Annotated in this window: 20 protein-coding genes; 10 read left to right on the top strand and 10 right to left on the bottom strand. The window is 38.1% G+C overall.

The features are described 5' to 3' along the window. Positions 1 to 55: 55 nt before the first annotated feature. The 3 genes from purL to BMW42_RS14925 all read left to right on the top strand — a co-directional run bounded on the left by purL (position 56) and on the right by BMW42_RS14925 (position 5124). On the top strand, positions 56 to 3889 hold the full coding sequence (gene purL, locus BMW42_RS08490) for a phosphoribosylformylglycinamidine synthase (RefSeq protein ID WP_092767088.1): 3834 nt from the start codon (positions 56 to 58) through the stop codon (positions 3887 to 3889). Positions 3890 to 4323: 434 nt separating this feature from the next. Then, a complete protein-coding gene (locus BMW42_RS14850) occupies positions 4324 to 4731 on the top strand; it encodes an abortive infection family protein (protein ID WP_322853436.1) in 408 nt (135 codons plus the stop codon). A gap of 270 nt (positions 4732 to 5001) precedes the next feature. Further along, complete coding sequence (locus tag BMW42_RS14925) at positions 5002 to 5124, top strand: KGW motif small protein (protein WP_257219859.1); 123 nt, start codon at positions 5002 to 5004, stop codon at positions 5122 to 5124. An 87-nt stretch (positions 5125 to 5211) separates the two neighbouring features. Here BMW42_RS14925 and BMW42_RS08480 read toward each other — a convergent pair whose 3' ends face one another. Then, the gene (locus tag BMW42_RS08480) at positions 5212 to 5688 is read right to left on the bottom strand and encodes a hypothetical protein (protein WP_092767087.1); all 477 of its coding nucleotides are present in this window, start codon (positions 5686 to 5688) and stop codon (positions 5212 to 5214) included. A gap of 426 nt (positions 5689 to 6114) precedes the next feature. Here BMW42_RS08480 and BMW42_RS08475 point away from each other — a divergent pair, with 426 nt between their 5' ends. Then, positions 6115 to 6612 (top strand): hypothetical protein, encoded by a 498-nt coding sequence (locus tag BMW42_RS08475; RefSeq protein WP_092767086.1) that lies wholly within the window; start codon positions 6115 to 6117, stop codon positions 6610 to 6612. A gap of 125 nt (positions 6613 to 6737) precedes the next feature. Here the strand turns inward: BMW42_RS08475 and BMW42_RS08470 are convergent, their stop codons facing one another. Continuing rightward, positions 6738 to 8480 carry an FAD-dependent oxidoreductase gene (locus tag BMW42_RS08470; protein ID WP_092767085.1) on the bottom strand — a complete coding sequence of 581 codons (1743 nt, stop codon included), beginning with the start codon at positions 8478 to 8480 and terminating at the stop codon, positions 6738 to 6740. 159 nt (positions 8481 to 8639) lie between these two features. Between BMW42_RS08470 and BMW42_RS08465 the strand changes: the two genes are divergently transcribed. Both BMW42_RS08465 and BMW42_RS08460 read left to right on the top strand, forming a co-directional pair. Beyond that, positions 8640 to 9548, top strand: coding sequence for a LysR family transcriptional regulator (locus tag BMW42_RS08465; RefSeq protein ID WP_092767084.1), 909 nt, complete (start codon positions 8640 to 8642; stop codon positions 9546 to 9548). Further along, entirely contained in the window at positions 9541 to 9858 is a 318-nt protein-coding gene (locus BMW42_RS08460; RefSeq protein WP_092767083.1) for an NGG1p interacting factor NIF3, read from the top strand. Before BMW42_RS08465 ends, BMW42_RS08460 begins: the two co-directional genes overlap by 8 nt. On the opposite strand, the gene BMW42_RS08455 is transcribed toward BMW42_RS08460, so the two are convergent. From BMW42_RS08455 to BMW42_RS08440, 4 genes are all read right to left on the bottom strand, one after another. Beyond that, on the bottom strand, positions 9807 to 10889 hold the full coding sequence (locus BMW42_RS08455; protein WP_228143108.1) for a helix-turn-helix domain-containing protein: 1083 nt from the start codon (positions 10887 to 10889) through the stop codon (positions 9807 to 9809). The genes BMW42_RS08460 and BMW42_RS08455 overlap by 52 nt on opposite strands. A gap of 168 nt (positions 10890 to 11057) precedes the next feature. Further along, positions 11058 to 12074, bottom strand: a complete 1017-nt coding sequence (locus tag BMW42_RS08450) for a DUF6670 family protein (protein WP_092767081.1) — start codon at positions 12072 to 12074, stop codon at positions 11058 to 11060. A gap of 159 nt (positions 12075 to 12233) precedes the next feature. Beyond that, positions 12234 to 12983: a nitroreductase family protein gene (locus tag BMW42_RS08445; RefSeq protein WP_092767080.1), complete on the bottom strand. Its 750-nt coding sequence runs from the start codon at positions 12981 to 12983 to the stop codon at positions 12234 to 12236. 56 nt (positions 12984 to 13039) lie between these two features. Further along, a complete protein-coding gene (locus tag BMW42_RS08440; protein WP_035267231.1) occupies positions 13040 to 13840 on the bottom strand; it encodes an enoyl-CoA hydratase-related protein in 801 nt (266 codons plus the stop codon). 103 nt (positions 13841 to 13943) lie between these two features. On the opposite strand from BMW42_RS08440, the gene BMW42_RS08435 reads away from it, so the two are divergent. Next, on the top strand, positions 13944 to 14525 hold the full coding sequence (locus BMW42_RS08435) for a nicotinate-nicotinamide nucleotide adenylyltransferase (protein ID WP_092767079.1): 582 nt from the start codon (positions 13944 to 13946) through the stop codon (positions 14523 to 14525). 32 nt (positions 14526 to 14557) lie between these two features. Next, positions 14558 to 15115, top strand: coding sequence for a YceI family protein (locus BMW42_RS08430; protein WP_228143107.1), 558 nt, complete (start codon positions 14558 to 14560; stop codon positions 15113 to 15115). A gap of 23 nt (positions 15116 to 15138) precedes the next feature. Here the strand turns inward: BMW42_RS08430 and BMW42_RS08425 are convergent, their stop codons facing one another. Then, entirely contained in the window at positions 15139 to 16023 is an 885-nt protein-coding gene (locus BMW42_RS08425) for a LysR family transcriptional regulator ArgP (protein ID WP_092767192.1), read from the bottom strand. Positions 16024 to 16124: 101 nt separating this feature from the next. Here BMW42_RS08425 and BMW42_RS08420 point away from each other — a divergent pair, with 101 nt between their 5' ends. Then, complete coding sequence (locus BMW42_RS08420; RefSeq protein WP_092767078.1) at positions 16125 to 16727, top strand: LysE/ArgO family amino acid transporter; 603 nt, start codon at positions 16125 to 16127, stop codon at positions 16725 to 16727. Positions 16728 to 17119: 392 nt separating this feature from the next. After that, positions 17120 to 19234, top strand: a complete 2115-nt coding sequence (locus BMW42_RS08415) for a TonB-dependent receptor (RefSeq protein WP_092767077.1) — start codon at positions 17120 to 17122, stop codon at positions 19232 to 19234. Between the two features lie 57 nt (positions 19235 to 19291). Here BMW42_RS08415 and BMW42_RS08410 read toward each other — a convergent pair whose 3' ends face one another. The 3 genes from BMW42_RS08410 to queC all read right to left on the bottom strand — a co-directional run bounded on the left by BMW42_RS08410 (position 19292) and on the right by queC (position 20938). Beyond that, positions 19292 to 19747 carry a peroxiredoxin gene (locus BMW42_RS08410; protein WP_171260701.1) on the bottom strand — a complete coding sequence of 152 codons (456 nt, stop codon included), beginning with the start codon at positions 19745 to 19747 and terminating at the stop codon, positions 19292 to 19294. A 92-nt stretch (positions 19748 to 19839) separates the two neighbouring features. Next, entirely contained in the window at positions 19840 to 20253 is a 414-nt protein-coding gene (locus BMW42_RS08405) for a hypothetical protein (RefSeq protein WP_035267219.1), read from the bottom strand. A 16-nt stretch (positions 20254 to 20269) separates the two neighbouring features. Further along, a complete protein-coding gene (queC, locus tag BMW42_RS08400) occupies positions 20270 to 20938 on the bottom strand; it encodes a 7-cyano-7-deazaguanine synthase QueC (protein WP_092767075.1) in 669 nt (222 codons plus the stop codon). Between the last annotated feature and the right edge of the window lie 274 nt (positions 20939 to 21212).

Genomic DNA, 21212 nt, shown 5'->3' with positions numbered 1-21212 from the left:
TTCAAGTCACATTGTGGCATGGTTCAAAAGACCATCCCGTGGAGCCAAAATCAGCATGTTTATCGTGGCCGGTGCACCAGCACACTCTTCTTTTAAGCAAACGCAACTATTAACTCGTTTACAGTCAATTAGTTCGGTTCAATCAATAGAAAGTCAATGGGTTTATTTATTCGACCAAGCGCTCAACGAGCAACAACAGCAATCCGCTTTACAGCTTCTAAATGATGGTGCGTCATTTGAATTACGCCAAGCAGCCACAGATGAGATTCAAATCTTAGTCACTCCACGCGTAGGCACAATTTCGCCGTGGTCTTCAAAAGCGACCGATATTTTCGCGAACTGCAACACACCGGTTCATCGTCTTGAACGCGGTGTTTTGTTTACTTTGAAGGGTGTAAAAGACGTTTCAAATGAAATTAAGCAAATTCTGCATGACCGAATGACAGAAAGTGTTTTCAATCAAATTGACGATGCTGCTGCTTTATTCACTGAAACTGAGCCAAAACCGCTGAACTCGATTGATATTTTAGGTCAAGGTAAAGAAGCGCTCGTAAAAGCAAACTCTGAATTTGGTTTTGCTTTATCGGATGAAGAAATTGATTACTTAACTGATGCATTTATCAAGTTAGGTCGCAATCCGCATGACATTGAACTCATGATGTTTGCACAAGCGAACTCTGAGCATTGTCGTCATAAAATCTTTGGTTCAGAATGGACAATTGATGGAGAAGTCCAACCATTGTCATTGTTCCAAATGATTAAAAATACCTATAAAGAATCACCTACAGATGTATTGTCAGCATATAAAGACAATGCTTCAGTGATTGTTGGTTTTGATACGCAACGTTTTTATCCAAAAAAAGATGAAAATGGTCATTATGTTTATAAATACAAGAGCCAAGCTGCCCACATCTTAATGAAAGTGGAAACCCACAACCATCCTACAGCGATTGCACCATTTGCGGGTGCGGCAACAGGTTCGGGCGGTGAAATCCGTGATGAAGGTGCAACAGGTCGTGGTGGTAAGCCAAAAGCAGGCTTAACAGGTTTCACTACATCTAACTTGAATATTCCAGGCTTTGAACAGCCATGGGAAGAAAACTACGGTAAACCATCTCGTATGGCATCTCCACTTCAAATTATGATTGAAGGTCCATTGGGTGGTGCTGCCTTTAACAACGAATTTGGTCGTCCTGCGTTAAATGGTTACTTCCGTACATTTGAGCAAAATGTAAATGGTGATGTAAAAGGTTTCCATAAGCCAATTATGATTGCTGGTGGTTACGGTAACATCCGTCCTGACCACGTTGAAAAAGATGCGATCCAACCGGGCGATTTATTGATCGTGCTTGGTGGTCCTGCAATGCTCATCGGTCTTGGTGGTGGCGCTGCTTCTTCTGTAGATAGCGGTACAATGGGCGAAAGCTTAGACTTTGCTTCTGTACAACGTGAAAACCCAGAAATGGAACGCCGTTGCCAAGAAGTCATTGATACTTGCTGGCGTATGGAAGACCACAACCCAATCGTGTCTGTACATGACGTGGGTGCAGGTGGTATTTCAAATGCGATGCCTGAACTGGTAAATGACCACGAATTAGGTGCAAAACTTGATCTTCGTAAAGTACCATCATTGGAGCCAGGTATGGCGCCAATGGAAATTTGGTCAAATGAAGCGCAAGAGCGTTATGTATTGGCGATCCGTCCATCTTCATTAGAATTATTTGAATCAATCTGTGCGCGTGAACGTTGTCCGTTTGCCGTATTAGGTGAAGCGACTGAAGCGCGTCATTTAACGGTTGAAGATCCTTTGTTTGGTAACAACCCAGTTGATGTACCAATGCAAGTGATCTTAGGTGGTACGCCACGTATGAGCCGCGCGTATGACTGTATCGAACGTCACGGTGATGACTTTAATGCGGCTAAAGTGACTGATCTTAAAGATGCGATTTACCGTGTGATTAAGAACCCAACAGTTGCGTCTAAATCATTCTTAATTACCATTGGTGACCGTTCAATTACAGGTATGGTTGCACGTGACCAAATGGTTGGTCCATGGCAAGTGCCTGTAGCGGATGCTGCGGTAACAACAACAAGTTTAGTGGGCTACACAGGCGAAGCAATGGCAATGGGTGAACGTCCACCTGTAGCATTGTTAAATCCTGCGGCATCTGCACGTTTAGCAGTGGCTGAGTCAATTACGAACATCATGTCTGCAAAAATCGAGAAAATCAGCGACATTAAATTGTCTGCGAACTGGATGGCAGCAGCAGGTCAAGTAGGCGAAGATCAAGCATTATTCGAAGGTGTAAAAGCCATCGGTATGGAAATGTGTCCTGCGCTTGGTATCGCAATTCCTGTAGGTAAAGATTCTTTATCGATGCGTACGACTTGGAATGACGAAGGTGAAGATAAGTCTGTAACTTCTCCAATGTCAGGTGTGATCACAGCATTTGCACCAGTGACTGATGTGCGTAAGACATTGACACCAGAATTGAAAAACTTAGATTCAGTACTTGTACGTATTGATTTGTCTAAAGGTCAATTCCGTCTAGGTGGTTCGATCCTTGCGCAAGTGTATAAAGCAATTGGTTCTGTAACGCCTGACGTAGATAGCTTCGATGACTTCAAAGCATTCTTTGCATTGGTGCAAGATTGGAACAACCGTGGCTTAATCAAGGCTTACCATGACATCGGTGATGGTGGTTTAATCGCAACTGTTGCAGAGATGATGTTCGCTTCACGCTTAGGTGTGGCATTAGAAGATCAATCTGTAGCAAGCTTATTTGCTGAAGAAATTGGTGCAGTATTACAAATTGCTAAAGCTGATTGGGATACACTACAGGCTGAAGTTTCAGCATCAAGCTTAAAAGATGCGATCAGTGTCGTTGGTACAGTGAATACTACTGATACGCTAACGATCAATGGTTTAACGCTTGATCGTGTTGAACTGCAACAAGCGTGGACTGAAGTGTCACATCAGATTCAACGTTTACGTGACAACGTGGAAACTGCAGATCAAGAATATAGTTTAATTGCGAATAAAGATCATAAAGGTCTTATTGCAAAAGCGACATTCGATTTGAATGAAGAAATTGAAGCACCGTATATCAATACACGTCGTCCGAATATGGCAATCTTGCGTGAGCAGGGTGTAAACGGTCATGTCGAGATGGCAGCTGCATTCGACAAAGTCGGTTTCAATACGATTGATGTCCATATGAGTGACCTACTCGCTGGTCGTGTAAGCCTTGATGAATTTGAAGGTTTAGTGGCATGTGGTGGTTTCTCTTACGGTGACGTTTTAGGCGCTGGTGGTGGTTGGGCGAAATCAGTATTGTTCAATCCTAAACTTCGTGATCAATTTGAGAAATTCTTTAACCGTCAAGAAACATTCTCACTCGGTATCTGTAACGGTTGCCAAATGTTGTCTCAATTGGCTCCACTCATTCCAGGTGCTGAAAACTGGCCACGTTTCCATCGTAACGTATCAGAAATGTTTGAAGCGCGAGCTGTAAACGTTCGTGTTGAAAAATCTAAATCTGTACTGTTAGAAGGTATGGAAGGTTCGATTTTACCAATTGCTGTGGCGCATGGTGAAGGTCGCGTTGTTGCAGCGGACAGCTCTATTGCTGCATTGAATGCGGGTAATCAAGTGACTTTACGTTATGTTGATAGCCAAGGTAATCCAACTCAACATTACCCATTGAACCCGAACGGCTCACCTGAAGCAATTACAGGTGTGACTTCAACTGATGGTCGTGCAACGATTATGATGCCTCATCCAGAGCGTAACTTCCGTGCGATTCAGCACTCTTGGAAACCTGAAGATTGGGATCAAGATGGTGCATGGTTACGTATGTTCCGTAATGCTCGTAAGTTTATTGGTTGATTAAATCAATAGATTGAAAAAGCCACCATAAGGTGGCTTTTTCATAGGTAAATTATTGTTTTGAAGATGTAGAATTGAGTTGAAAACAAATAAAGAGTTCTCAAATGTCTGGTTTAATTGAAAAAGTATTACACTTGCGTGAATTGCTGATAGCTAGGGCTACAGATAGTTAGGAAAAAGGTGCCTCAGAGGCATTTAAAGAGCTTAGAAAAGAATTGATGATAAAAAAACATTTTATGGCTATATTCCATTTATTGTTAAAGATACAAATACCTTAGATGAGTTTGAAGCGAGAATTAAATGGGATTTTAAATCTTATGTGGAACGTGAGAATTATATTTATTCAGAATTTAAAGAGTTATTGAGTGTTTTAGAAAGACGAAATACTTCTCCCTAAGATCAAGTAGTGGAGTTGAGAATTAAGTTCTGATTATATTCATCAAATATGGCAGAAAGCATTAGAGCGGAGAGTAACTGATCCTGATGGTGCTATTACATTAGCAAGGACACTTTTAGAGTCGACTTGTAAATATATTCTTGATGAACATCAAATTGACTACGGAAATGCGCCTGATATTAATCAACTATATAGATTAGTCAGTAAAGAATTAAATTTAGCACCTTCTCAACACACAGAACAAACTTTTAAACAGATTCTTGGAGGATGTAGTTCAGTGATTGGAGGCTTAGGATCATTGAGAAACAAAGTAGGGGATGCACATGGTCAGGGCAAAAAGAATTTTAAGCCTGCATCGCATCATGCTGAATTGGCAGTCAATTTAGCTGGAACAATGTCAGTTTTTTTATTTTCAACGTGGAGCTTAAAAGAAAATAATGAATAAATTTATTAATAAAAAGCATTGTTAAATAGTATCTTAAATTTACCTTATGGAAAAATAAATTTAGATTCGCTAACATGAGCTTATTCAGCCACCATTTTGGTGGTTTTTTGTTTTTATAGATTTGGTTTCAAAATCTTTCTCCCACTGGACTTGGTTTGGTTTTTGCTTTTATATAGAGGTTAGGACAAGTGTGTTTATTGGACATATAGCTAACCATAATAAGTAAGAATTTAATGCGGTTCGTTTTTAACTCAGGTATGAGGTGACGATATGACCAAAACAATGATGATACTGAACAAACACGAGTTGAGGCAAAAAGGTTGGAAGCTATTCGCTTTTGTGGCCAGTCTTCAAATCCTATTTTTAATTGCAGGTTATTTCTTAACTGCGTAAAAAAAGCCACCTTAAGGTGGCTTTCTTTAAATTCGAATTTAAAGCTCAGTTCATGAATCTTTAAGTTGATGCTGATCGAATAAATGATTACAAGCTACGACATTGTCCTTCTTTGTCCCCCTTAACGCGGTTTTGTCCGCCTTTTGGAGTTTGGCTATTTGACTCACATTTTAAATTACCATAGACCTGATTTGCAGTAACCTGAATGCTTGAACGATTTTCTTTAAGTTCAATATTGCCATCTACACGGTTATTGTGCAGTTGGATCGTTTTACCTTTTTCAAGTTGAATATTGCCGTCAATGCTATTGTTTTTAGCCGTCACTTGACCGAAATTTCCTTTAGATTCGAGGTTACCGTCAATCGTGCTATTTAAAATAGTTGCTTGCGCATTTGAATAGAGCATTACATTGCCTTTGACTGTAACTTGATCAAGCGTACATGGTTGTGTCACTTTTACATTGTCATCAATGGTTTTATTCTTAATTACACCGTTACAATTAAAGTCAGCGAGCGCTGGAACAGATAAACCTAAAAGTAGGGATGATAAAATTAACTTATTCATTTTAAACTCCTTTCATTATAATATGTTCATAATTGAACCATGTCATGATATGAAAGAAATGTGACAATCCTTTGAATACCCAGCTAATTTTTTTGCTTTAATGATGATTTGTATAAATAAAACTTAATAATGACTATTTTGTTCAATAACGGAATATATCCAAACAGTCACTCACAAGTAGTGATGCAGATTTTTATCAAAAGCCCTCTATAAGTTAATTCTACTATTTCAATAAACAATTAAATAAAGAATTTTGTAGAGTAAATATTTTTTAAATTTTTGAATCATATGAAAAATACATTTGGAGCTTAAAAATACCTGTGAAATTAAACTGAGTAACTATTATTTAACTTTAAAACTCAATCGAGTCATCAGATTGTTCGTGGTTATAATGTTTTATAAATTTTAGATTTTAGAATAGTCACTATGAAAAAAATATTGATTTTAACAGGCTTGGCACTTATGTGCAGTCATGCTTATCCAACAAATATTACAGTTGATAAACTGATGAATTTAAATTCTTTAAACTGTCAATCGTCAGCGCAAATCGTTCAAATTTCAAATGATCTTAATGAACAAAAAAAGCGTGGAATTAAATTAAATCAGACGAAACAGGAAATTAAATTAGACCATAATGTTTATCAGGGAATCTATGCTTATCAAAATTATAAAACCAAACATATGGTTCAAGATGATTTTGCTGTGAATTTTAAAAAGTATGGTGTGCGAGTCATCAAAATTGCATTTCAAGCAATTAAAACTTCAGAGAGTGAATCAGGCGCTTATTATTTTATTTTTGAAGGTCACCCATCGACCGTACTGTATCAACTTAAAAAATACTTCGGTGAAAAGTGGGAGAGTGAGCCGAGTTTTGATGAAACATCTCAAGGGAATACCAAGCTAAGCTGCGTTTATATCGGATAAAAAGATTCAAATAAACGTATCCAACAAATTTTGACTACCATCATAAAGTCCTTTCTTCACTGATGCTGACATTCGTATGAAATTTCATCCAAGTTAGCAAGCCACCGTTTGGTGGCTTTTATTAGTTAAATGATCAATTGAATCTGTTTCAGTACTGCTCTCAGCGTATTTTCAAAATCAAAAGATTCATTGGTACTGTCTTGATAACGCCAAGCAACATAGCCATCTGGACGTACTAAAACAGCACCAGACTCATGAATTTCAGACTTCGCATTCCATGTACCATAGACATCACGATAATCTCTTGAACCGATTTGAATAACATCTAAATACCCAAGATTAAGTTTTTCAGCAGCTTGTTTCCAGCCTTTGCCTGAGAGGCCTGTGAGTAAGGTAAAATGACCTTTGCCCGTAATATCTAGAGTTGAAACTTTTTGACCTTTAGCATTGATGAGCCAAGTATGCGGTACTTTTGCTCCAGGGCGTGTAGTGGCTTGTAGGTAAAGTTGATCATCTTGTTTAAATACTTCAGGTTCTGATTCAGAGATGACAGCATTTGAGCTATAACGCTGATTCAGTTCAACACCTTGAGCATTAAATTCAAAATTTTTAATTGCTAATGCATTGTAGAGTTTTGTACGTATTTCAGCGCCTTGTTCATTTTCAGCAAAAATACGCTCCAGCATTTGCTTTTGGGTTGTTACACCTTGATCAAAACCAAAAACTTCTTTGAGGTGTTTATAATCAAATCGTGATTGGTTGGCACGTGCAACAATTTGCTTACCTACAGGCGCACGTTCAACGGTATAAGAATCGAGAAGCGTAGGTTTAGACCAACCTTTAACTGCATATGCAAGTTTCCAACCGAGGTTAAAGGCATCCTGCATGCAGGTATTTGAGCCTAAACCACTTGATGGTGGATGACGATGTACGGCATCGCCACCACAGAACACGCGACCTTTCGAATATTCAGTTGCCCATGTTTGGTTCACGTACCAATAAGACAATTTTTGAATTTCGACATCTTCTACATGCTCACCAACGAAGGCATCAAGGCGTGCGCGAACTTGTTCTTCAGTCACTTGAGGCTCACCTTTAGAAATATCGAAGCCCCAACCCATAATCCACTCATTCCATGGGGTGATAGCACGCAATAGCCCCATACCTAAATCACCAAAACTGGCTTCAGGATTGACAATCCATTGCAAAATCGCAGGACGGTGCTGAACGTATTTAGACAAATCTGCCTTGAAGGTTACATAGACTGTACCAGCCCGTGCCATCACGCCTTCAAGGGGTAATCCAAGCTGTTCAACGACTTTTGAACGTGCACCATCCATTCCCACCAAGTATTTGGCGCGTAAATTGAATTCGGTATTGGTTATCCGATTGAGGAAAGTCGCAGTCACACCGTGTTCATCTTGTACGTGAGATAAATATTCAGTATTGAAGTTAAAAATAGCGCCTCGCTCAGCCGCATTTTTAACGAGTAGCGCTTCCATTTTAGGTTGGATAAGATCTACTAAAGGGCATGGACTTCCTTTGATATAATCGCCATGACGTTCATCGCCTGTGCCCCAAGCACTGATACGGGCAATTTCTTCGCCGACTAAACTGGTTGTGATCAGGCTTTCACCCATGTGTTCCCAAGGTGTTGCGATTTCCTTCACCTGTTCTTCGATACCTAAATCACGGAGGACTTCCATGGCACGTTGATTAGTAATATGTGCACGAGGACTGTTGGCTAACCAATTAAACTGGGTAAACAATTGAACTTTTACGCCATAATTGGCAAGGGCAAGCCCCAGAGTTGAACCAGCAGGACCAGTACCAATAACAAGAACATCAGTGTCAAAATGTTGAGACATGCTTTTTCCTAAATGAATTGAATACATGGGGAGAGTTTTTGAATTGAGTCAGTCTAGAAAAAAAGTGCAGTGATCTATAGTCGTATTCATATAAACTATCGATCTATATAAAATTCAAAGTAATGAAAGTGCACTTATGCACGATGGGCTGATTGAGATATGGAATTACGACATTTACGGTATTTTATGACTGTTGCTCAAGAGCAAAGCTTTACTAAAGCTGCCGAAAAGCTCTATACCGCACAACCATCACTCAGTCAGCAAATTAAAGATCTTGAACAGGAAGTCGGTGTTACTTTATTTGATCGGACCACTCGTAAAGTCAAACTGACTGATGAGGGGGAAGCATTTTTAAAATACGCAGCTTTGACGCTGGACAATGCCAAGCAAGCTGTAGCTGCTGCTAGACAGGTTGCTAAGCAAAAGAATAATCAGATTCACATTGGATTTTTGAATGTAGCTGAACTGAAATTGATGCCTAGCATTCTGGCACAGTTAAGAAAGAATATTCCTAATCTTAAAATTCATTTACACAGTTTGACCTGTACTGAGCAAATACAAAAACTTAGAAATGCTGAACTTGATATATGTTTTACTCGATACAAAATGGATCATTCAGATTATGAAGATATCCATATTCTGACAGAACAAATTTATTTGGTGGCTGCGGACAATCTTCATCCTTCAGAACGGACATTGAAACTACAAGAATTAAAAAATTCATCAGTGATTATGTGTGAACAAAATGCTTCACCAATATTCTATGACAAATTAAATGTTCTAGTTCCCTTCGAAAAGATGGATGATCAAATGTTGTGGGTAACTAATGTATTACAGCATATCAATCTGATTAATTTGGGAATGGGCTTTAGTTTTGCTCCCGAATACCTCCTGAAGTTTTTAAATCATAATATCAAAATTGTGAAAACAGATGAGCAATTACCACAGCTTGGTCTATATGCGAATTATCATCGTCATTCAAACAATATTGCATTGAAAATGATTACTGAAGCCCTTATGCAAATGACAACAGAGGGGAAAAGCGCGGAAGAGGTTATTCATGCTTAAACTGATCTATTTTGTACCAGAATCACATCTAGAGTTGACGAAGCAGGCAGTATTTGAAGCAGGTGCAGGCGGAATTGGTGATTATGAGCAATGTGCTTGGCAGGTCAAGGGCTTAGGTCAATTTAAACCTGTCAATGGGGCTCAACCATTTATAGGTCAAGTCGGAGAGCTTGAACAAGTTGAAGAGTGGCGTGTAGAAACTATTGTGCCTGAAGATAAAGCCATAGAAGTGGCACGTGCATTAAAAGCCAGTCATCCTTATGAAGAACCAGCTTTTGAATTCTTACACATTATTTCTATTGACCCATGATCGGTTGAATTTTGTATGCGCTGACGATACGAGGATGGAGATTCTCCTGTCCAATATTTGAAGGCTCGAGAAAAGGCTGATGGCTCTGAAAATCCTATTAAATAGACTATTTCATCGTGTTTGAGTGTGGTTTTCGCTAATAACTGACGAGCAAGTTTTTGTCTGAATGACGTTAGAACATTCTCGTAATTCGTTCCAATATCTTTGAGTGAAATTTGGATTTTACGCGGGGAGAGTTTAAGAATTCTTGCGATATCTTCTAGAGCGAATTGTCTTAATTTTAGTTGTTCGCCTAAAGCCTCTTCAATTTGAATGACTAGTTCATGTTTATCTACAAGTTCAATGTGCTTCTCAATGATAGCTTGATGTAACAGAAATAAATCAGGCTGAGCAGACGGAGAGGCATATTCTAGAATTTCTGCTTTGAATTTTATACAACCATAAGGCTGATTAAAATAAACTGGGCAATGCCATAGCTCATGATATAAGTCCTGAAATTCTGTATTGTCGTAGCTGAGCCAAATTTCTTGTGCTTGAAATTTTCCCTGACTGATATAATCAAAAAAAGATAAAACAATGGTAATCGTACATTCTAAATAATGACGGACAGGGTGATGAAAACCTTTTAGGGTAACGGTGTCATCTTCTATGTGAAGTTCAATATCCAATCCTGTAGTGAAATATTGATAGTATTTCATTGCTATTTTTAATGCATCGCCAAAATTTGCACTACTTAAAAAAATGTATTCAAAAAGTTGACCACGAAAAGTGGGGAGATGGTGACCGACAGTTAAACCAATATTGGAATTTTGTGTAATAACTTCTGTGAGTTCCCAGAATTTTTTTTGAACACGATTGTCATATCTTAAATCGCGTTGAGGATAGTCGATTGGATGTTGTAACGCATTTAATTGCGAAAATATTAAATCCACATCAACGCCCATATTTTGCAGTGTCTCGTATACCATGCTTGGAAAAATACCAGCATCGGTTCTGATTTTACTTTTTCTTGCGCTCATACCGATATTCAAGACTCAAGTCATGCATTGGAAAAACTAAGGATGCTCTATCCTCAGTTTAAAATGCTGAAATTATAATGTTGAAATGAGTTTAGAAATAATTTGAATGAATGAACATGTCTTTAAATGTCAAAGCCCCATCTCATGAGGCTTAATTATTGAAAGTTTATTTTGAAGCGCTTAATTGCTTATAGGATCAATATACTCAATATAACCTCGACCCTGAATATGCTGACCTTTGAATTGACCTGAATATTGGTAACTACCTGCATAACCGCCAGCCATACCATATTTAAAGTCGCCATTAGCCTTGCCATAAATAGAAATCAGAAGATTGCCTTGATCATCATTGACTTGCCATTCAAAGACTCGAGGTAAACGCATTTTAATGCCATTTGGTGTAGTTACAGGTTCAGGCTCATATTCATGCACCACAGATTCAAGCCCTCGTTCGTATATTCCTCCATGATGATCTACAGAACGAACATAAACACGACTTTGCAAAACTAAGCCCATTGGACCATGAGTGTCCACAAATAAGACTTGAGTGTGGTTATTAATATTTAAGATTTGATAAGTAAAAAATCGAATGGGAATGTTGATATTGACACCACGTGCATATTCGAAGGTGCATAGACCTTGAACTTGAGTTTTCTGTCCATCGATTACTAAATATCCTTGGTACTCACAAAGCAGTGACCAATGTTCATACATGCTTCCGGCGAGTTTAACGAAATGTGCGATTTTATCAGTCGCTTTTAATTTAATTTCATAATTGAAAGCATGACCTTGGCGAGTTGCTTTAATGTCTGGGTAGTTAACCTCTATAACTAAGTCATTACCGAATTTGAGATATTGACCATTAGTCGCCAGTAAACATTCATGCTGTATACTATATCCAGAAAATAAATTAGGCTGCGTTGCAGCAGTACCAATTAATAGATTTGCGGTATCTAAATCTGAAGTTTTTATTAAATGAGAATTTCTGAATATTTTAACGAGAGGTTGTCCTGCAACCACAATCATATTTAAGAAGTTGAATGGGGCAGGTAGATTGGGAATCATGATCCCGTAGTGTACACAGGTATATTTTCCGAGAGGTGTGTGGATCGCAGTGTTTGCATCAAAAGCTTGACCATTTACTAGAGCTGAATGATCTATATGTTTAACAATGCTTGAGGGAAGTTTAATTTTCATCTTATTCTCAATTAATATTTTGGCTTAAAATCATTTTTGGAAAAATACAATCAAAAATATAAATCGAGATAAAAGAAAAAAATTGACACTACAAACAGTAAGCAATTGTTTGAAGTGTCAACACGAAAAATAATTCATCAAAAATGTGTGATATTACATTTAAACTTTTTGAATAAATAAGTCTCGATCGAAACGATATTGTGGGAAGAACACACCATCTTCAGCACGCTCTCCCGCACCAATGACCATAATTGGAAACTCTTTAGCATTTAGCCCCAATGTTTTACATACTAAAGGTTCGTCAAAACCTTCCATCATACAACTGTCGAATCCATAAGCTCTGAGCGCGAGTACAAGATTTTCGCAGGCTAAAGCTGTTGTCTTCGCTGCCCAAAGTTTGGCATCCGCAGGTGTAAAAGCGGTAACAGGCATTTGTTTGTCAAAAGTACGTGCTACTTTGAAAGTTACTTTCTTAAAGTTACCAATTGCATTTAAGTAACCCGTTTTATAATTCAGTGGAATATAGGTGTAATATTTTTTGACGAGTGGAGGAATCTCAGGAAATGGAAATTCTTGAATATTCAGCTTTGCCATTTCATTAATTCGATCTGTACGTGCGACACAGACAATCAATTCAGCCGCTGTGCGCGCAGCCCATTGATTTAGACACGCTTTTACAATCTTTTGTTTCTTTTCAGGATTTTGGACAACATAAAAAGTCCAAGGTTGTAAGTTAGATGAATTAGGGGCCAAGAGTGCTAAATCTAAACATTGATCGAGGATATCAGACGGTATAGGTTTTCCTGTAAACTTCCGAACAGATCGACGACTGGTCACGACCTTTTTGAAATTTTCAACATCAATGCCTTGTGGTGCAGGTTCGTAGTAGCGTTTTTTTTCAGTCGTCATGATCCATTCCTTAGATAGAGAGTATTCACCGAGTCGTGAGACTCGGATCTTTTAGCTTAATTAAATTGTGTGAAATCAGGTTTACGTTTTTGCATAAAAGCTTGTACAGCTTCCATCATTTCTGGAGAACCGACGCGCCCCATAAAGATTACTGCTTCATGATCAATCCAGGACACGATCTCATCAACATCATGTTTCATTAAGGCTTTAGATTGCACGAGAGAAGCAAGTGGTAGTGAAGCCAGTTGAGTGGCTTTTTGAGCGGCAGTTGCATAAACGTCAGATTCAATACTGTTGATCAAGTTTGCAGCCAATGCTTTTTCACTGTCGAATTTATCAGCAGTTAATAAAAGTTCTGCTGCTTTCACATGACCTGCTTGACGTGCTAGTAATTTACTAGATGCGCCTTCAGGTGAAAGACCTAAGCTTACAAATGGAATTTGGAACAAAGCAGTGTTATCTGCATAAACTAAGTCACAATGCAATAAGATCGTTACGCCAATACCAATTGCAACACCACGTACCGCAGCAATCAGTGGTTTAGAAAATTTAGCAGCAGATTTTAAAAGCACAAAAGGAGGACCATCTTCTGGACGAATTTGATCTTTCATCGCCGCAGATTTCATGAAGTCTTGCATATCATTACCAGCACTGAAATCCGCATCTTCGCCACGTAAAATGACCACACGAACAGCTTGATCTTTGTCTGCTTCATCAAGGGCTTTGGCGATCCATAGGTATAATTCGCCGTATAATGCATTTTTGGCTTTAGGACGATTAATCGCCAAGGTCAGCACACCATCTTCTAATTTTGCATTTAAATGCTCATGAGGTTGTTGAATACAACTTAATGACATCGTACTATCCTTGCTTTCAATTAATATAGATTTTATGAAATCTATTATGTCGTATTCTGGCGAAGAGTGACATAACTGATCAGTTCATAAACGTGACTTGGCGATGAATTATAAATTTGATTATTTGGTTTATATCGGACGTTTTCAGCCTTTTCATTTCGCACATATGGAAACCATTAAAATTGCGTTGACGCATAGCCAGAACGTTATTTTAGCGCTTGGTTCTGCTCAATTAGAGCGGAATATAAAAAATCCATTTTTAGCCATTGAACGTGAACAGATGATTTTGTCTAACTTTTCTCCTGATCAACAGGCAAGAATCAAATTTGTACACGTCATTGATGTTTATAATGATGAAAAATGGCAAAAATTGGTCAAATCTTTAGTGGCGAGTGTCGTACAGCCAAATGATCAAGTTGGCTTAATCGGCCACTTTAAAGATGACTCATCCTATTATCTAAAATTTTTCCCAGAGTGGGAGATGTTGGAACTCGATAGTTTAAAAGGTGCAATTTCTGCAACACCACTTCGCGAAGCATACTATCGGGGGGAAATTATGGAAAAAGAACTTCCCCACGGAACTATTCAATTTTTACAAGCGTTTCAAAATTCAGAAATTTACCAACAACTTAAAACTAAATACCAACGTCAAGACAGTACAAGTTTGAGTGAATCAATTGAATGATTGTGTTTAACACAAGAAAACCGAGGGAAATCGTGCGTACTATTACACAAATGAGTTTGGCCACAGTGCTGTTATCTGCTTCTGTTTTTGCTCAAGCGCAAACATGGACACTATCACCTAGCAGTAAGATCAGCTTTGATATCCGATCTGCAGGAATGTCGATTGTAAATGGGCAATTTCAAAAGTATCAATCACAGATGAATTTTGATCCGGCACAGCCTAATCAAGGTTCAGCTAAATTTGTGATGGATGTGAATAGCCTTAAACTGAGCAAAAACTCTTTAAAGGATATGGTCTTTGGTGACAGTTTCTTTCATGCAAGCAAATATAAAACTGTGACCTTTCAAAGTAATCAAATTCGTGCTTTAGGAAATAATAAATACAAATTTGATGGACAACTCACCATGCGTGGTGTGACACGCCCAGTTTCATTTGATACAACTTTAACTCCAAATGCATCGAATCCAAATGTGTTGAATGTACAATCTTCAACAGTCATCAACCGTAGTGATTTCGGTATGCGCAAAGCGATTGGTGGAATTGGCGAAAAAGTGAATATCAAGCTTGAAGGGCAGTGGAAAGCCAACTAAATCGATGAAAAGAAAGCAGTGATTCACTCACTGCTTTTTAATGTCATGAGTATGTCAGTAATATGTTTGAGTTGTGGGGACTGCTGTTTCCAATGATGCCAATATAGATCAACGTCTTGTGTTGCCTCAGGCAACAAACAAATCAATAGTCCTTGGTCGAGTAAGTCTTGAATTTGCAGTTCAGGCACCATGCCATAGCCTAAGCCGAGTTGGATTGCATCGACAAATGACTTAGAAGAGGGGACATAATGATATGGATAACTAGATTGCGGTAATCCAAATTGATTCAGTAGAACCGTTTCATGTAAATGATCTTTATCATTAAAGATAACCGCAGGCGCACGGCGAAAGGAATCGCGATTTAGTCCGTTTTTAAACCATGCTAATTTGAATTCTGGCGTACACACCATTTGATAACGCATCGTGAACAAAAATTCTGAGTGGCAACCTGTCATGGGTTGGGATTCAGCGCTTATACACGCATTTACATAGCCTGATTCCATTAATTGATGCGTATGATCCTGATCATCTATTCGAAGTTGTATTGTGATTTTTTGCTCTATTAACTGTTCAGCAATCGCAGGCAAGAGCCATGTTTCTAATGAATCTGCATTCGTTCCAATGATAATTTTATAAAACTCAGAATTTAGATTTTTTCCCTGAATAAGTTGCAGAACATTTTCTTCTTGACGCTTTTGCCGTAATAAATGTTCAAGCAATATTTCACCTGAATGTGTCACACGACAAGGTCGTTCTCTCAGGATTAATGTTTGACCAATCTGCCGTTCCAATTGTTGGACACGAAGAGTAATTGCGGCAGCAGAGAGACAAAGCTTTTTAGCAGCTAGATCAAAACTTCCAGTTTCCGCCACGGTGATAAACGCGACACAGTCTTTATAATTGAAGATCATGATTTAATAAAACTTAATGAACTTAATATTAATTTAATAATACTCAATTTAAGATTGAATTGTTCATAATCCGCCTAATGATAAATATTAGGTGTTTTATGTCTTTATCCGTACTGTTTAATGGCTTTGTAACGAGTTTAAGTTTGATTATGGCGATAGGCGCTCAGAATGCTTTTGTGCTTAAACAGGGCTTAAAAAAAGAATATGTTCTATCCATTTGCCTCATTTGTGCCTTTTCAGACTCACTTTTAATTTTGGCTGGTGTATTTGGATTTGGGCAGTTTGTCTCAGGCCATCCACAAGTGATGAAATATGCACAATGGGGTGGGGCTGCATTTCTAGTGGTATATGGTGTCCATCATTTTTATCAAGCATTTTCGACCAAAAAATCGATGTGTCTTGATCATCATACGGCTGTTTCATGGTTTAAAATTATTCTCGTTTGCTTGGCATTCACATGGCTGAATCCCCATGTGTATCTAGATACTGTCGTGCTTGTAGGCGCAATATCGACGCAATTTGAAGATCACTTATTATCGTTTGCCATCGGTGCGATCACGGCATCATGGTTATTTTTCTTTAGTTTGGGTTTTGGTGCGCAATATCTATCAGCTTACTTTCACAATCCCCGCGCATGGCAAGTTTTGGATATTTTGATTGCTTTAATCATGTGGTACATCGCCTATCATTTAATTAGTTAACTAGAAATTTAAGCATGGAGTTGTGCAAAAAACCTTTTAAAAGATAACTTTTATTTTCCAAATGTTTGATCACAGCATCTGTAACTCTAAGAACCACCTCATAATTTTTGATCATATTTAAAATTTTAATTAATACTGTCTTAGATTATTCATGGCTAGATTCACTGTGCTTCGATCGATAACTTGATATTTATGCTTACTTAAATTTTCAAACTAAGTCGCTCTGAATAAGTTGGACGAGATACTTTTCTAAGGTTGTAATATGATCGAATATAACTGTGAATTAGTTAAAAACAAAAGTAAATATTAATGATAAATTAATTATAAATAAAAATCATTATCATTTAAATTGTGTATGATGTGCCCAAAACCGTATATAAGAGGGCATCCACGTGAAAAGAAATCTATTATTTTTGTCTTTAGTTTCTATACCATGTTTTGCAGTTGCGCAAGAACCAACACAATTGGCAACTATTGTAGTAAAAGCAGACTCACAAGAAACCGATGTCACAGGTAAACTGAAAAAAAAAGCTACACTGAATATTTTAGGTGAAAAGGATGTGTTAGACACGCCGTTTACCATCCGTAACTACAGCGATCAAGCCATTCAAGATGCACACGCGCATACCATTATGGATGTCTTAAAGATCGACCCAAGTGTTCGTACCACGACCAATAGTGGGCATCTCAATGAAAACTTTAATATCCGTGGTTTCAATGTCAATTGGGATGATCTGAATTTAAATGGGGCTTATGGTATGGCGCCTTCAGGTCGAGTATCTACTGATATTTTGAGTTCAGTTACGGTACTAAAAGGGCCGAATGCATTAATTGCTGGTATGGCACCGGGCGGTAGTGTCGGTGGTGTGATTATCGCTAATACTAAGCGTGCAGAAAAAGAATTAACTCGTGTAACCGCGAATTTTGAAGAGGAAGGCTTTTATAAGTCTGGTTTCGATGTTGCACGCCGCTTTGGCCAAGATCAAGAATTTGGTGCACGTCTAAGTGCCAATTATGGTCAAGGTGAGCATGTGGTGGATGGCCTAGAAGATGAAACAATTTCAGCGGTCTTGGGTCTAGATTGGACAACCGATAAAGCAAAAATTAACTTAGATGCTTATTCTACTAAAGACGATCGTAAAGGTGGCTCGCCAGCTATGGTCTCATTTGCCACGTTAGGTAAAGTATTGGATGCACCTGATGGACGTAGTAATTATTTGCCCAATCTTTGGGGTAAACAATCTGCGAATTACGTGGGCTTATCAAGTGAATATAAATTACTTGAAAATCTAAAAGTTATTGCAGGGATTGGCACTGCTGAACAGAAGTATCAAGGACATTTATTTGGGACGCGTTTGGTTGTTACAGATGAAACTGGCAATGCAAATTCTCAGTACTATCATGTGAAAATGAACCAACGAAATACTACTGCAAACTTAGGTTTGGAAGGCGCATTTTATACAGGAGATATTCACCATACTGTCGGTCTTAGAGCGGATTATTTGCATCGAGATACGAATATGCACAGTAAAGCAGGTGAAACTAAGTTTGTCACCAACTTGTATAACCCAAGTAATGCAGGTTTTATGCCCAGCGTCCTTGCAATTTCTCAAACCGCAGATAATGACTACATCAGTTATTCATTGACAGATCAGATCTCAATGTTAAATGATAAACTGCAATTTATTCTAGGTGCACGTTATCAAGAGATTGATATTAATAATCCAACAAATCCGAAGAATAATTATAGTGAAAATAAACTATCGCCAAGTTTAGGCATCGTTGTCAAACCTTGGGGTGAAGATATCTCGCTTTATGCAAGTTATGTAGAAGGGTTGTCTCAAGGCAATACTGTAACGACGGAAACAGATGTAAATTTTGGAAAAACATTCGCACCATTCCAAACTAAACAGTATGAGGTGGGCGCAAAATATCAACATGGTTCTTGGTTACATACCCTTGCTGCATATCAAATTGAAAAACCAAGTACAATTACAGAGGTTTATGCCACCCCGATCAATGGATCGACTCAGATTACGACCGATGGTGGTGAAACTACCTCGAAAGGACTTGAGTATGGATTCTCAGGCAATGTCACAGATGATGTGATTATTTGGGGTAACTTGGCTTATATTGATGCTGAATATACCAAAGGTATGAGTGGAAAAGTTGAGCTTTCGGGAAATACAGTAGAAGGTCAACCTGAGTTCACAGCAGGGCTTGGCATTGAGTATAAACTCCCGGTGGATGGTTTAAGTGTGAATGCACGTGCTAACTATGTATATAGCCAATATCTCAACAATACTAATACGCTCGAACTTCCTGACTATACGTTACTCGATATCGGTGCGAAATACACAACCAATCTTGGCGGTGTAGATACGACTTTCCGTGCCAATATTGACAATGTCACAGATGAAAAATATTGGGCGGGTGTATTTAACAGTGGCTTTACCACATTGGGTGCAGGACGTACCTATAAACTTGGCGTAAGCTTTGATTTCTAATTGTAGTTAAAAAGAAGTATAAGTAGATGAAACCCACGTCAATCGTGGGTTTTTTTATTAGTTTTGCAAAGCTTTTAAATCTTCAAGCACTTGTTCAGCATGCCCTGCAGCTTTGACTTTACGATATTCTTTAACGAGTTTGCCTTGATGAAAAATAAAAGTTGAACGCTCAATTCCCATCACTTTTTTTCCATACATATTTTTCTCTTTAATCACATCAAAGTGTTGGCAAAGCACTTCTTCTTTATCGCTAATCAAATCGATTGTTAAAGCTTGCTTTTCGGTGAAGTTTTGATGGGCTTTTACTGAGTCTCTAGAAACACCGAAAATAGTGGTATGAAGCGCATCAAACTGATCTTTCAAACATGAAAAACCAACAGCTTGCGTTGTACACCCAGGTGTTGAATCTTTTGGATAAAAATAAATGATGAGCCAATCTGTATTCAACTCAGTTAAATTCACAGAACCTGTAGTTGTCGGGAATGTTTGATTGGGTAAACTAATCGTTTCCATTGACATTATAATTTCCTCAAAAGTTGTCACTACATTTATAGGGGAATTCAAAAAAATAGCCACACGAGGTGGCTATCTTATGTTAACTGCGATTATTTTTTAGCTTGTGCTGCTTTCATTGCTTCCTCTGTTAACGACTGTAGCTTAGACGTTAACTGTGGGCCGAAGCATGCTTGAAGATCAGCGTTCTGTTTCTTCACGATAGCTAAAGTAGAAGGGCTTTTCTTTTGGTTAATCGCACTTTGGATTTCCCATTTTTGAGCATTAGTGAGCTTGCCGTCTGCTTCAATTGCACATGTACAATATTTGCTGACTTCAGCAGCAGAAAGCTTGTTCCCTTTAGCAGTTTCTTCCTTACAAACATTAATCAGTGCAGATTTTACGTTAGTACTTTTGTAGGCTTGCTGCATTTTATTATTCGGCTCATTTGCTTGAGCAGCAGAACCGAAAAGTGCTGCAGCAGAAACAATGGCTGAAAGAATAATGTTTGATTTTAAATTTTTCATATATGGCACCCTGTTATTACGGTATATAACGAGTTGGGTCTTCAACGCCAGCATCTGCAAAACCTTGTTTACGCAAACGACAGCTGTCGCATTTTCCACAAGCTCGTCCTTGGTCATCTGCTTGATAGCATGACACCGTTTGACTGTAGTCTACGCCATGTTCGATGCCTAAGCGAATAATATTTGCTTTGGATAATTGTAGTAAAGGTGTTTCAAATTTAAGAGGTTTTCCTTCCACACCTACTTTTGTCGCTAATCTTGCCATATTGGCAAATGCTTCAATAAATTCTGGTCGACAATCTGGATAACCCGAATAATCTACCGCATTAATTCCAATTACGATGGCTTCTGCGTCAAACACTTCTGCTGCTGCAAGTGCATAAGACAGGAAAATCGTATTACGTGCTGGAACATAAGTGACAGGGATGCCTTCTTGTTCTTGATCAGGAACATCAATGGAATGATCAGTTAATGCAGAACCACCTAAATTACCCAAATCTATATTAATCACGCGATGTTCAACGCATGCTTGTTGTGTCAGTTTACGTGCAGCATCCAATTCAGTTGTTGAGCGTTGACCATACATAAAACTTAAAGCGATACATTCATAGCGTGCTTGCGCCCAAGCCAAGCAAGTCGTTGAGTCTAAACCACCTGATAACAATACAATGGCACGAGGGCGCATAGGAGAACTCCAAAAAATTAAAGCAAATAAAAAATGAATTATAACTGATTATATAAAGAATAATGGGGTATAAATTTTTGAATATATTGATCTGCAGAAGTTACAAAACTAAATGAGATCATTATAAAGAACGCGAAATGTTCGTTTTAGAAGATGAGATAAAACTCTCTTTTGAGTCGAATAAAGTTTAAACAGTTGTTGTTTTTGTTTAAATATTAAATATAATTTAACAAACACTTGATTAAAACTTACAAAAATAATTTTTACGGAATGA

This window comes from Acinetobacter sp. DSM 11652 (assembly GCF_900109815.1).
Taxonomy (GTDB): domain Bacteria; phylum Pseudomonadota; class Gammaproteobacteria; order Pseudomonadales; family Moraxellaceae; genus Acinetobacter.
This window is presented reverse-complemented; position numbering and strand designations above follow the sequence as displayed.

Bases quoted from the DNA above. Each gene is read 5' to 3' on its own strand.
- BMW42_RS08405 (WP_035267219.1), bottom strand. From the start codon at position 20,253: ATGAAAAATTTAAAATCAAACATTATTCTTTCAGCCATTGTTTCTGCT.
- BMW42_RS08465 (WP_092767084.1), top strand. From the start codon at position 8,640: ATGGAATTACGACATTTACGGTATTTTATGACTGTTGCTCAAGAGCAA.
- BMW42_RS08445 (WP_092767080.1), bottom strand. From the start codon at position 12,983: ATGACGACTGAAAAAAAACGCTACTACGAACCTGCACCACAAGGCATT.
- BMW42_RS08410 (WP_171260701.1), bottom strand. From the start codon at position 19,747: ATGGAAACGATTAGTTTACCCAATCAAACATTCCCGACAACTACAGGT.
- BMW42_RS08420 (WP_092767078.1), top strand. From the start codon at position 16,125: ATGTCTTTATCCGTACTGTTTAATGGCTTTGTAACGAGTTTAAGTTTG.
- BMW42_RS08460 (WP_092767083.1), top strand. From the start codon at position 9,541: ATGCTTAAACTGATCTATTTTGTACCAGAATCACATCTAGAGTTGACG.
- BMW42_RS08475 (WP_092767086.1), top strand. From the start codon at position 6,115: ATGAAAAAAATATTGATTTTAACAGGCTTGGCACTTATGTGCAGTCAT.
- BMW42_RS08470 (WP_092767085.1), bottom strand. From the start codon at position 8,480: ATGTCTCAACATTTTGACACTGATGTTCTTGTTATTGGTACTGGTCCT.
- BMW42_RS08435 (WP_092767079.1), top strand. From the start codon at position 13,944: ATGAATTATAAATTTGATTATTTGGTTTATATCGGACGTTTTCAGCCT.
- BMW42_RS08450 (WP_092767081.1), bottom strand. From the start codon at position 12,074: ATGAAAATTAAACTTCCCTCAAGCATTGTTAAACATATAGATCATTCA.
- purL (WP_092767088.1), top strand. From the start codon at position 56: ATGTTTATCGTGGCCGGTGCACCAGCACACTCTTCTTTTAAGCAAACG.
- queC (WP_092767075.1), bottom strand. From the start codon at position 20,938: ATGCGCCCTCGTGCCATTGTATTGTTATCAGGTGGTTTAGACTCAACG.
- BMW42_RS08440 (WP_035267231.1), bottom strand. From the start codon at position 13,840: ATGTCATTAAGTTGTATTCAACAACCTCATGAGCATTTAAATGCAAAA.
- BMW42_RS08480 (WP_092767087.1), bottom strand. From the start codon at position 5,688: ATGAATAAGTTAATTTTATCATCCCTACTTTTAGGTTTATCTGTTCCA.
- BMW42_RS14925 (WP_257219859.1), top strand. From the start codon at position 5,002: ATGACCAAAACAATGATGATACTGAACAAACACGAGTTGAGGCAAAAA.